Consider the following 11,813-nt stretch of genomic DNA (forward strand, 5'->3'; position numbering starts at 1 on the left):
AGGTTCACCGCGGACCGAAGATTATTACCTTGACGCGCCTTGAGTTTGATCTGCTCGTAGCGCTTGCCAAAGATCCAGGTCGAGTATTTACGCGCGACGCGCTTCTCAGCGAGGTTTGGGGTTACCGTCATTCAACCGATACCCGCCTCGTCAATGTTCACGTTCAGCGCCTCCGTTCAAAAATCGAGCATGATCCCGAGCATCCAGAGATTGTGATGACTGTTCGCGGAGTTGGATATAAGGCAGGCGGCACTTCATAGAATGACAAGACTTCGTCTTGCATTTCAGCGATCTCTTGGCGCCAAAGTCGTTACTTCCACGATTCTTCTCTCGCTTGGTGTCGTTTGGCTTACGGGTTCAGCACTCTACTCTCGACTTTCTGACGGTATTCGCTCAGTAAACCTCAATTCCTCAATCGCCGAAGCACGTTTGGCGTTCTTCAATGCGCAGTACCAGCTCTTGATTTCTCAAGGTAAGAACGTTGATGAACGCAAGAAAATTCTCGCTGTGTTTGTCGTAGATGCCACCACCCAGGGAATTAAAGAACAGCGACGCGAAGCCATTATCGTCAAGACACCCACAACAAAGACTTCCAAAGTAAATTACGAGATGACCTCCAATGGGGCAATGCCTGAGTCAATTCCTTCGAGCGTAAGAGCAAAAATTTTGAAGGACTCAAGCCTGCAATATGAATATGGAAAATTAAGGTATTTTTCCGGAGAAGGAGTTGATTCACTCTTTGTAGGAAATCGAATCGATATTCCAGGTGCTGGTCGATATGAAATGTATGTGGTCTTCTCACTAGCCAATCAAGCATCAACGATGAAATTGATCCAAAACTCACTTTTAGTTACTGGTTTTGCTCTCATCTTCCTTATCGCCTTGATTACATGGCTTGTGGTACGCCAGGTTGTCCGCCCGGTGCGGGAGGCAGCGGCAGTTGCCAAGCAATTTACACAGGGAGATTTTGATCTCCGAGTGCCTATTACATCGAAAGACGAACTTGCGACGCTTGCCCACTCATTTAATGAAATGGCAGAGTCAATCGAACAGCAGATTTCTCGGCTAGAGAACTTATCTCGTGTGCAGCAGCGATTTGTTTCAGACGTCTCCCACGAACTACGGACACCTCTGACCACGCTTCGCATGGCATCAGAAGTTATTTATAATCACCGCACCACCTTTGATGCACCTGTTGCGCGAAGTGCAGAACTTTTGGTTGCTCAGCTCGATAGATTCGAGCGCTTACTCGAAGACCTGCTTGAAGTTAGTCGATTTGATGCTGAAGTAGCTGTTCTCGAACCAGTGGAATTTGATCTCATTGCCCTTATTAAACGTTGTGTGCATGATCTCGGTATCGATAGTGACGAGAAGACTTCAGGAGTATCTACCAAGTCGGATAGCTCGACCGTTGCGGTAAAGGCAGATATGCGCCGCGTAGAACGCATTATGCGCAATCTTCTATCCAATGCACTCGATCACTGCGATGGAACCCCGATTGAAATTCAGATCAAGACAACAGAGACCGAAGTCGCGATTGGAGTTCGTGACTTCGGTACTGGCCTCGATGAATCATCGCTGATCCGCGTCTTCGACCGTTTCTGGCGTGCAGATCCTTCACGTGCACGAGTGCGCGGTGGAACAGGACTTGGCCTCTCCATCGCACTGGAAGATGCACGACTCCACAATGGCGAACTCGACGCATGGGGCCGTCCGGGCAAGGGTGCTCACTTTGTGCTGACTCTGCCACGTAACGCTGGGGATTCAATTCATAGTCGCCCCATTAAGCCGACCCCAGAAGATTTCCACGAGGAAGTTTTCTATCAGTAATTAACAACTACTTTTGGCCAAGATAAGCCATGGAGTTTTTCGAAAGCTTGCAAGAGATTCTATTTCCCTCGAGATGTATTTCATGTGGCGCTCTGGGCATATCAATCTGTTCTCGATGTAGACGTGGATGGAATCCCCATATTTATATTTCGAAGTATGGAGATTTGCCATCGAATCACATCTCTGTCACATCGAGTGTTATCTATTCAACCGTTGCCCAGAAGGTCATTCTCGGAGCAAAAGAGTCGCATTTTAAAAGTTGTGACGCCTTAGTGTCTCGTGCAATCACCCATGCACTTGAGAATCTTTTGAGGACACACCAGGTAGATTTCTTAGTGCCAATTCCATCTCGCAAAGGTGCAGCTCGTCAGCGAGGCCGACAATTCATTGCAGAGGTCTCTCAAGAGGCCTCTATGAGGTGCTCCATTCCACTCAAGTCTCCACTGGTGCATGCACGAAAAGTTCGAGATCAAAGTGGCCTGCATCTCCAAGAACGTTGGAATAATCTGGAAGGCGCCTTTGTTGTAGAGAAGGAGCATGGATTGCATGGCAATGTTGTGCTTATCGATGACCTAGTAACGACAGGTGCCACCCTCTGCGAGGCGGCTCGTGCCTTGAGATATGCGGGAATTCAGGTGATTGGGGCCGTAACGGCCGCAGTTGCCCAGCCGTTAAGATAAGAGCCTCACATCCGAAAGGTTGCTCCATGTCAAAGCTTCTAGATCGAATCATGCGTGCTGGCGAAGGCAAGATCCTTCGTGATCTCAGCAAGGTGGTCGAAAAGGTCAACAGCTTTGAGGGCTCAATCTCTCCGCTCAGCGATGATGCGCTTCGAGCAAAGACTGATGAATTTAAGAAGCGACTTGCTGCGGGGGAGACCCTCGATGACCTTCTTCCAGAAGCGTTCGCAGTAGTTCGCGAAGCCGCAAAGCGCACACTTGGCCAGCGTCACTATGATGTTCAGCTGATGGGTGGAGCAGCCCTGCATATGGGCAATATCGCAGAAATGCGTACCGGTGAAGGTAAGACTCTTGTTGCAACACTTCCTTCTTATCTCAATGCACTTGCAGGTAAAGGTGTACACGTTGTAACAGTCAATGATTACCTCGCCGAGCGCGATAGCGAATGGATGGGACGTATCCATCGCTTCCTCGGTCTGACCGTCGGTGTCATTCTCAACAGCATGACTCCTGCTGAACGTCGCGCAGCCTATGCAGCGGATATTACATACGGCACCAACAATGAATTTGGATTCGACTATCTTCGCGACAACATGGCATGGACTCTCGAAGATTGTGTTCAGCGAGATCACTTCTTCGCAGTTGTCGACGAAGTTGACTCAATTCTTATTGATGAAGCTCGTACTCCACTCATTATTAGTGGCCCCGCTGACAAAGCGACGAAGTGGTATGTTGAATTTGCAAATATCGCAACAAAGCTCGATCGCGATGTGCACTACGAAGTAGATGAGAAGAAGAAGACCGTCGGAATTCTTGAAGATGGCGTCACCAAGGTCGAGCAGCTACTTCAGATTGAAAACCTTTACGAAGCAGCTAATACAACTCTTATCGGATACCTCAACAATGCGGTTCGCGCTAAAGAACTCTTCAAGCGCGATAAAGATTATGTAGTCATGAATGGTGAGCTCTTGATTGTTGACGAGCACACAGGCCGCATGTTGTCTGGTCGTCGCTACAGCGAAGGTCTTCATCAGGCTCTCGAAGCAAAAGAGCGCATTGAGATTAAGGATGAAAATCAGACTCTTGCGACAATCACACTTCAAAATTACTTCCGTCTCTACGAAAAGATTTCAGGTATGACCGGTACGGCGATGACCGAAGCATCTGAATTCCACCAGATTTACAAGCTTGGCGTTGTGCCGATTCCAACTAACCGTGCAATGCAGCGCATCGATCAAGCTGATCTTGTTTATAAGTCAGAGCTCGGAAAATTCAATGCAGTTGTACGCGATATCGTCGAGCGCCACCGTAAAGGCCAACCAGTTCTAGTAGGTACAGTTTCCGTTGAAAAGTCTGAAGAGCTCTCAGCGCTTCTCAAGAAGGCTGGAGTTCAACACGAAGTTCTCAACGCAAAGCACCACGAACGCGAAGCTTCAATCGTCGCGCGCGCAGGCGTTAAGGGAGCAGTTACTGTTGCAACAAATATGGCAGGCCGCGGTACTGACATCATGCTCGGCGGAAACCCAGAATTTATGGCTGATTTCGAACTTCAACGTCGCGGAATATCTCCAGTGGAGAACCCTGCAGAGTATGAAGCCGCATGGCCAGCTGAGATTGAGAAGCAGAAGGCCGCAATCGCAAAAGATCATGAAGAAGTAATTTCCTTGGGTGGCCTCTATGTCCTTGGAACCGAGCGCCACGAATCACGCCGTATCGATAATCAGCTTCGAGGTCGTTCAGGTCGTCAGGGAGATCCGGGAGAATCACGTTTCTATCTCTCGCTTCAAGACGAGCTGATGCGTCGCTTTAACTCGGCTCTGGTTGAGCGCTTCCTTGCCGCTGCAGGTCTTCCAGAAGACGAACCCATCGAATCAAAGATGGTCTCCAATGCAATTAAGTCTGCACAAACACAGGTTGAAGCACAAAACTTTGAAATCCGTAAGAATGTTCTCAAGTACGACGATGTCATGAACCGCCAGCGCTTAGTTATCTACAGCGAGCGTCGCCTAGTTCTTGAAGGTAAAGATATTGGCTCACAAGTGCAAGACTTCGTGGGAGAGACTCTCTCTGCATATGTGCGAGCAGCAACAGCTGAGGGATTTAGTGAAGATTGGAATCTGGCAGATCTGTGGACGGCTCTCAAGTTGGTCTACCCAATTTCATTTACAGCAGAGCAGCTTCTCACTGAAATCGGCGGCGCAGGTGCCCTCGATGCGCAATTCCTAGAAGAACGCATTCTCGAAGATGCACGTAAGGCTTATGCAGCTCGTGAAGCAGAACTTGGCACAGATGTTCTGCGCGAACTCGAGCGGAAAGTTCTGCTCTCAGTACTGGATCGCCGCTGGCGCGAGCACCTTTATGAGATGGATTATCTCCAAGAGGGAATCGGTCTTCGTGCGATGGCACAGCGTGATCCACTCGTTGAATATCAGCGCGAGGGATATGAACTCTTCTCAGCCATGATGGATGCAATTAAGGAAGAGCTTGCGAGCTTGGTCTTCAATGTAGAGGTCACTATCGAAGGCGATGGTTCGGGAGTTCAGGCAAAAGGAATCGAAAGCAAGCCCTTACAGGAAGCACCTTTGAAGTACACCGCCGCTGATGAAAATGGTGTTGTTACATCTGGCGATGTCTCACGCAACAGCCCCTGCCCATGTGGGTCTGGCAAGAAATATAAGCGTTGCCACGGCGCCGCTTAATTTCACAATAGTCGCAAGGCAGTACAAAGCCAACGTCCATCCACTCCTTCGGTGCGGATTACTAAGGCGCGCACACGCTCACCAAACCTCACAGTCACAGTGGATTCGCAGATTCCATCGAGCGGTTGATCGAGGTGGATTCTACGAATGCGCCCGATATCTTTCTCGCTGCCAGCGACAGAGATGATGCGCATAAAAATCGCATGGTGGCAGCGAGATGCTAATTGAGAAGGCGTACGACGGCCAGCGAGAATTTCCAAAACATTTACCGCAAAGGACATTGTCCACTTCTGTATATCGGGAAGATCGGCCGCTGAGGTAGGTTGAGGGCGATCATCATCTTCGAATAGATCTCCAAAAGTTGAGGGAGTTGAATAGAGAAGTGCCCTCTGCGGACGACGAACCTCAATTGGTGGCGAAAAGAGATCAAGGGTGGGATGGCCCCACAATTCTGGGGGAGTAGTGCTGGAGATGAGGGCGAGCGGCGCTGTTGTTGTCATAGAGCCAGATTGCTCGCTCCCCGCAAGAGCTACATCATCTTGAAATCTCAATTTTTCTCATACCTTCGTATGACTGTGGAGAAGTTAAAACTGACACTAAAGGGATAACTACCGTGCCCTCATGTCACTTACAACAGAGAACAAATCAAATAACCGCCTGGCAATCGCAGGTGCACTCTTTCTTACATCCATCATTGCTTCATTTGCAATCTCCTATTTCGCTAACTCTGGTTCTCACTATTGGGTCCTAAAGCAGCCCTTGTCACGCGGAGTTCAAATCACTGCTAGCGATATCGCACTTGTGAAGATCGCCCTTGGGAACGATGTGCGAGGGTATATACCAGGCACATCTAATCCTGTTGGTTCTATTACTCGCCGAAGCCTGCTCTCGGGTGAATTACTCAATTCCAACGACATCTCTAGCAATTCTGAAGGGTTAACGACCGAAAGTCTCTCAATATCGATTCGCGCAGCCGATATTCCACAATCCACTCTTCCTGGCGACTTAGTTTCGCTCTACCAAGTATTTGATGCCCGTAATGGTGAAGTTGTTACTCCTCCGCAGCATGTGATTTCGGGAGTCTTTATTAAAGAAATCGCTCGAAAGAGTGCAAACTTTGGAAGTGACCTCTCACTAACCATCACCGTTCAAAGAGAAGATGTACCGCTTGTTCTCATCGCAACTTCATCCGGAAGAATCGTGGTGGTCGCAAGCCATGGCTGAATCAGAACGCTGGGCTATAACTGCCATTAGGGATATGCATCAGGAGGGCTTTATTGCAGCCTCGCTCACGCGGTTAGGGTGGAAAGTAATTTACCGAGCAACATCACCAGAAGGATTGGATGAATTTCTTACCAATAACCAAGAGGCACTAGTGGTTCAGTCGGATGATTTCGCTCAAGCTTTTCTGACCAGGCCCACAGAATCAGTTCTGATTCGTGGCCACTCACTACCTTCTGAAGACTCGGCAACTGCTGACCCTCGGAGTGATTTCGAGTTAGAGGAACTTTTGCGCAATCGAAAGAGTGAGAGAGCGGAAGAGCAATTCTTTATCTCAGCAACTACAACACCAATTCTCTCTATCTTCTCAGTTGGTCGGCATGTAGGGGCGTCATCAATATCTATCAGCACTGCAGATTTCTTTACTCAACAGGGCGAAAAAGTCCTATTGGTAGATGGAAATACTGCACATCCAACTCTGGCTCGACATTTCTCAGCACACAATATCCGTACAGCTCCGCAGATAACTTCTGCAGGTTTTTCGCTCTTTGAAGTAAGTGAACTCTCGGGACTTGTTAATCTCAATACAATTGCCAATCAATACGACACGATTGTGATTGATGCAGGACAACTACAGTTGAGTTTTCCAGCGGGTCGCCGAGTGAGGGATCAACTGGTTTCATGGACATCCCACTCACACGCACGGCCATTGATATGCACTCGCACGGATATTGCTTCACTGGAAGAGCTCAGGCAAGCAACCCCTCACGGCGAGCAGTGGACAATAGCCCTAACGCTGAGCAAGGTCATCAGTCGTCGAGAGCGAAAAAATTTGGAAACGAAGGTAGCTGACCAGTTCGGTGTGCCCGTTCAATCAATTTCCAGAGATAGCCGTGCAATTGAAAAAATGGAGGCACAGAACACCACATTGGCTGTAGCTTCGCCTAAAAGCATTCTCCTGGGTGAGATTGCACGCTCTCTTGAAGTGGCGATGAGGTAGTTCAATGACGATATTCTTTCCTTATGCGCGTATACCTAGCTACAACTGCCGATGAGCTTCAAGAATTTCTCGCCGACGGCTCGCTCGATGTTGCAGAGGTATATGCCCCATCTCCTATCTATAGCGCTACGCATCCAGAGATGGATGAGGAAGAAGTCGAGTACTCACTCTCTCTTTTAGCCGCTGAGGATGCTCTCGATTTTCTCGATGACCAATCTGGTGCTGCTCTTGTAGTGGCGCTGGAAGTAGATGAAGAACAACTTGGCGCCTTTGATGAAATTAGCGCTGAACTTCGCGCACCACTTCAATGGTCATCTGTCGAAGCAATTTTTCTCGTAGGCGAAGATGCCGAAGATCTCACCTGGTTTGCACCCCAAGAGGCTGAGAACAACATCCAAGAGTGGTTGAAGAAGTAACTACATGGCATCTATTGAGGAATACGTAGAAGGCAGATCGCCTTCATCAGCGGAGGAGATTCACAAACTCCGCGAGCTGGTTGCAGACTGGCAGCTACTTTCAGACCTCTCATTTGCTGATTTGATCTTGTGGATTCCACTTCGCAAAGATGAATCAAGTTGGCCAACAGGTTATATCGCTGTGGCGCACATTCGACCAACTACAGCGTCAACTGTTTTTGCGCACGATGTGATTGGTGATGAAATTAGCTGGGGCGATCGTTTTTACATTGATCAAGCACTTTCCAGTGGTGAGATTGTCAGGGATACCGAACCGCAAATGCTCGGTGATGTGATGGTCAAAGAAGAGACTATTCCTGTCATCATGGGGGAAAAAGTCATCGCTGTAATCTCTCGCCACCGTAACTCTGACTTGATGCGCCAACCTTCACGACTTGAATTAAATTATCGAGAGATTGCACACGAGCTCTATCGCATGGTGGCCGAAGGTAACTTCCCATATCAAAATGCCGGTTCGCTCTTCGATCCAACTCCACGTGTGGGTGATGGCCTTATTCGCATAGATGTCAACGGAACAGTTAGCTATGCAAGCCCTAATGCGCGTTCTGCATTTAGCCGCATGGGGTGGACCAATGAACTTGAAGGTTTCTCGCTCGGAGAAATAGCAGAGACAGTCTCCCGCGAGAAGAGCGATGCACGCGAAGAAGCGCTAGTAACAAGTCTGAGCGGGCGTTCACTTCGGCGTGTAGAGGTCGAGAATCTCGGCGGAGTAATTGATCTGATTGTTCTGCCCATTATTGCTGGCCAAGATCGCGTAGGTGCAATTGTTCTGCTCAACAACGTGACAGAGCTTCGCCGTCGCGAACGCGAGCTTGTTACGAAAGACGCGACGATTCGCGAGATTCATCACCGAGTAAAGAATAATCTTCAGACTGTGTCAGCACTGCTTCGTCTGCAAGCTCGTCGCATTGAAGATCCAGGTGCAAGTCAGGCACTTCATGAAGCGGTACGGCGAATCGCTTCAATCGCACTTGTGCACGAAACTCTCTCAAGCAGTGCGGATTTGTCGGTGGCATTTGATGATGTACTAGATCGTCTGGTAAACCATGCGCTGGAATTAACGCCTCGCATGAGAGAACTGAAAATTTCGCGTTCGGGCAATTTAGGCGAACTCGAATCTCGCATCGCGACGCCATTGGCGCTGGTGATTACTGAACTGATTTATAACGCACTAGAGCATGGACTCGAAAACGAGGGAAGCAAACTCGAAATAAAAATTGATAGAAAAGAGAAGTCCGTAGTAGTTACCATCGCCGATGATGGAGTTGGACTGCCTGAGGGCTTTACTTTGGCCGAGTCATCAAACCTCGGACTTCAGATTGTTCGCACTTTGACTGAGAATGAATTGCGCGGGACTTTGATTCTAGAATCTGATAGCGACGAGACTCGCGCTATCTTGAGATTTCCGATTAACTAAAGCGGGAAAATTAGTTATGGAGTCCGTTGTCCATAAGACGGGCACGGTTTCGTGCTGCACGACGCTTAAGAGCGCGACGCTCGTCCTCTGAGAGGCCGCCCCAGACACCAGCATCCTGGCCAGATTCGAGCGCCCATGCAAGGCAGGCATCTTTTACGATACAGCGATTGCAGACCTTCTTCGCCTCTTCAATCTGGGTGATTGCAGGTCCTGTATTTCCAACAGGGAAGAAGAGTTCAGGATCTTCTTCACGGCAGGCAGATTGATGTCTCCAATCCATGGGGAAGCTCCTTTACAGCGGAAATCGGATTACTCACAGAGTGTGAGGCTGGTAATTCTCCCTTGTCGTGAGGCCTTAAACAAGGATGTAGCGGAAAAAAGATTTCAAAAGTGAGGTGATTTACCTCGCGCCGATGAAGCTGTGCCCCCGACAGGATTCGAACCTGTGCACCTGCCTCCGGAGGGCAGTGCTCTATCCCCTGAGCTACGGGGGCGCAGAGAGTAGGTTATCCGACTATGAGCGACTTCAATTCTGCCACTGCCTACTTTGCCACTGGATGTTTCTGGGGCGCCGAGCGTAGATTCTGGAATCTTCCCGGAGTTATTTCTACCCGCGTCGGATATATGGGTGGCATTAAGGAAAACCCGACCTATGAAGAAGTCTGCACCGGAAAGACTCTCCATGCAGAGATGGTTGAAGTAAATTTTGATCCATCAGTTATTTCTTATCGCAGATTATGTGAAGAGTTCTGGGTGATGCATGATCCGACCTCTCTCAATCAACAAGGGGGCGATATCGGAACTCAGTATCGAAGCTCGATTTATTACACGTCGGTTGAGCAAAAGGTTGTTGCTGAAGAAACGAGAGATTTATATCAAGCAGCTCTCACAGCAGAAGGAATCGACAAAATAGTCACCGAGATTTGTAGCGCTGATGGAGTGATCTTTTATCCTGCCGAGGAATACCACCAACGTTATTTGGAGAAGAATCCGAATGGGTATGACTGTCACTCCAGCACCGGGATTAGGTTTCCTAACAATTAGCTGAGGGCTCTCCAGCAGTACCACGCGATGACGCTGCGATAAGGGCGAAACTTCTCGCCTTTGACTTCAAGTGCAGCAGAAGATATTTCTTCAGTTAACGCGTAGATTTTCTCCCAGCCACGCCGGACACCTAAATCGCCGGTTGGCCAGATATCTAATCGCCCAAGTTGAAACATCATGAACATGTCGACGGTCCAAGGACCGATTCCCCACAGCGCTGTAAGCTTTTTGAAAATCTCCTCATCGCTTTCAATCTCATGCAAATTCTTAAAGTCGATTTCCTTGGAAAGAGCGGCTTGCACAAGACCTTGAATGGTTTTGAATTTTGCCCCCGAGAGGCCAGCCTCGCGCAGCTCACTTTCACTCAGTGCGGCTAATCTGGCTGGAAGAATTCGCCCGCCCGCTGCCTTCTTCACTCTGCCAAAGATTGTGTCAGCTGCTTTTACTGCGAGCTGTTGAGAGATAACGGATTCAACAAGTGATTCAAAGTGGGTAACAGGCTTTGGGTTGCGGCCAATGGTGCAGAGCGGGTGAGCCTCAATCACCTTTGCGAATTTTCGATCTCGCGTAGCCAAATCAGCGGTGACCTTCTTCATCTCTCTTTCAGTAATTGGGGTGATAGGCACATGGGCAATCATGGAGATTCGTGGACTGGAGTGCAATACTTCCGGTCATGAGCGATTTTCATCTCGTGCCGCTGGGCGAACTACAAACACACAAATCTGAAAAGTGGAGAGCATTTCCTAAGGATGTTCTACCTCTTCCTGTCGCAGAGATGGATTTTCCAGTAGCAGAACCCATCCGCCGCACTTTGACTGAGATGGTTGATAAATCAGATCTTGGCTACCTCGGTGCGATCCCCGAGATGGGGGAGGCATTTGCAGCTTTTGCATCTCGTCGATTCGGATGGCGCCCAGATCCATCACAAATTCGAATCGCAGCAGATGTCGGTGTCGGAATCGTCGAGACTCTTCGCGTTATTACCAATTATGGCGACAAGATTCTTTTGAACTCTCCGGTCTATCCAAACTTCTGGACCTGGGCCAACGAGACTCATCTCAAGATTGTGGATGTTCCGCTCACTCGTGCAGATGAAGAAATTAATGGTTCGCCGTGGCACTTCGATTGGGCAGGGATCGAAGCTGCCTATAAATCAGGAATCAAAGTGCATCTGATCTGCAATCCTCACAATCCGCTTGGTCGCGTCTATACCCGCGATGAGCTAGAGCGTCTTGTTGAACTTGCACATGCCAATAACGTAATCATTATTAGCGATGAGATTCATTCACCACTCACATACTCCGAGCAGAAGTTCACGCCATTTCTCACATTGGGCGAGAAAGCACGCGAAGTCGGAATTACTGTAACTGCTGCAAGTAAAGGCTGGAATATCGCAGGACTCAAGTGCGCAATCATCGTGACAGAAAATGCGCAGATGCATCAACG

General features: G+C 48.9%; 13 protein-coding genes and 1 tRNA gene. 10 read left to right on the plus strand and 4 right to left on the minus strand.

The annotated features are described in order from the left end of the window. From ACKOVI_RS01515 to secA, 4 genes are all read left to right on the plus strand, one after another. Nucleotides 1–260 (plus strand): winged helix-turn-helix domain-containing protein (locus ACKOVI_RS01515; protein WP_509602133.1); only part of this gene is annotated, 260 nt, incomplete at its 5' end. A gap of 1 nt (nt 261) precedes the next feature. Beyond that, a complete protein-coding gene (gene mtrB / locus ACKOVI_RS01520; protein WP_509602135.1) occupies nt 262–1,830 on the plus strand; it encodes an MtrAB system histidine kinase MtrB in 1,569 nt (522 codons plus the stop codon). Between the two features lie 164 nt (nt 1,831–1,994). Further along, the gene (locus tag ACKOVI_RS01525) at nt 1,995–2,510 is read left to right on the plus strand and encodes a ComF family protein (protein ID WP_509602137.1); all 516 of its coding nucleotides are present in this window, start codon (nt 1,995–1,997) and stop codon (nt 2,508–2,510) included. Nucleotides 2,511–2,536: 26 nt separating this feature from the next. Then, complete coding sequence (gene secA / locus ACKOVI_RS01530; RefSeq protein WP_509602139.1) at nt 2,537–5,209, plus strand: preprotein translocase subunit SecA; 2,673 nt, start codon at nt 2,537–2,539, stop codon at nt 5,207–5,209. Between the two features lie 2 nt (nt 5,210–5,211). On the opposite strand, the gene ACKOVI_RS01535 is transcribed toward secA, so the two are convergent. After that, nucleotides 5,212–5,760 (minus strand): Rv3235 family protein, encoded by a 549-nt coding sequence (locus ACKOVI_RS01535; protein ID WP_509602141.1) that lies wholly within the window; start codon nt 5,758–5,760, stop codon nt 5,212–5,214. 70 nt (nt 5,761–5,830) lie between these two features. On the opposite strand from ACKOVI_RS01535, the gene ACKOVI_RS01540 reads away from it, so the two are divergent. The 4 genes from ACKOVI_RS01540 to ACKOVI_RS01555 are packed head-to-tail and all read left to right on the plus strand — an operon-like array spanning nt 5,831 to nt 9,323. Further along, nucleotides 5,831–6,433, plus strand: a complete 603-nt coding sequence (locus ACKOVI_RS01540; protein ID WP_509602143.1) for a flagella basal body P-ring formation protein FlgA — start codon at nt 5,831–5,833, stop codon at nt 6,431–6,433. Continuing rightward, nucleotides 6,426–7,430: a P-loop NTPase family protein gene (locus ACKOVI_RS01545; protein ID WP_509602145.1), complete on the plus strand. Its 1,005-nt coding sequence runs from the start codon at nt 6,426–6,428 to the stop codon at nt 7,428–7,430. The genes ACKOVI_RS01540 and ACKOVI_RS01545 overlap by 8 nt, the downstream gene beginning before the upstream one ends. Before the next feature lie 23 nt (nt 7,431–7,453). Then, the gene (locus tag ACKOVI_RS01550) at nt 7,454–7,846 is read left to right on the plus strand and encodes a DUF6912 family protein (RefSeq protein ID WP_509602147.1); all 393 of its coding nucleotides are present in this window, start codon (nt 7,454–7,456) and stop codon (nt 7,844–7,846) included. A gap of 4 nt (nt 7,847–7,850) precedes the next feature. Then, nucleotides 7,851–9,323, plus strand: a complete 1,473-nt coding sequence (locus tag ACKOVI_RS01555) for a sensor histidine kinase (protein WP_509602149.1) — start codon at nt 7,851–7,853, stop codon at nt 9,321–9,323. A 10-nt stretch (nt 9,324–9,333) separates the two neighbouring features. Here the strand turns inward: ACKOVI_RS01555 and ACKOVI_RS01560 are convergent, their stop codons facing one another. Both ACKOVI_RS01560 and ACKOVI_RS01565 read right to left on the minus strand, forming a co-directional pair. Then, on the minus strand, nt 9,334–9,603 hold the full coding sequence (locus tag ACKOVI_RS01560; protein ID WP_509602151.1) for a WhiB family transcriptional regulator: 270 nt from the start codon (nt 9,601–9,603) through the stop codon (nt 9,334–9,336). Nucleotides 9,604–9,745: 142 nt separating this feature from the next. Further along, nucleotides 9,746–9,817: transfer RNA gene (locus ACKOVI_RS01565), tRNA-Arg, on the minus strand. A gap of 22 nt (nt 9,818–9,839) precedes the next feature. Here ACKOVI_RS01565 and msrA point away from each other — a divergent pair. Then, nucleotides 9,840–10,367 carry a peptide-methionine (S)-S-oxide reductase MsrA gene (msrA, locus tag ACKOVI_RS01570; protein WP_509602152.1) on the plus strand — a complete coding sequence of 176 codons (528 nt, stop codon included), beginning with the start codon at nt 9,840–9,842 and terminating at the stop codon, nt 10,365–10,367. Here the strand turns inward: msrA and ACKOVI_RS01575 are convergent. Then, nucleotides 10,364–10,993 carry a DNA-3-methyladenine glycosylase family protein gene (locus ACKOVI_RS01575; protein WP_509602154.1) on the minus strand — a complete coding sequence of 210 codons (630 nt, stop codon included), beginning with the start codon at nt 10,991–10,993 and terminating at the stop codon, nt 10,364–10,366. The two genes, msrA and ACKOVI_RS01575, sit on opposite strands and share 4 nt — an antisense overlap. 47 nt (nt 10,994–11,040) lie before the next feature. On the opposite strand from ACKOVI_RS01575, the gene ACKOVI_RS01580 reads away from it, so the two are divergent. Beyond that, nucleotides 11,041–11,813 (plus strand): aminotransferase class I/II-fold pyridoxal phosphate-dependent enzyme (locus ACKOVI_RS01580; RefSeq protein ID WP_509602157.1); only part of this gene is annotated, 773 nt, incomplete at its 3' end.

The sequence above is a fragment of the Candidatus Planktophila sp. genome (assembly GCF_046070465.1).
Taxonomy (GTDB): domain Bacteria; phylum Actinomycetota; class Actinomycetes; order Nanopelagicales; family Nanopelagicaceae; genus Planktophila.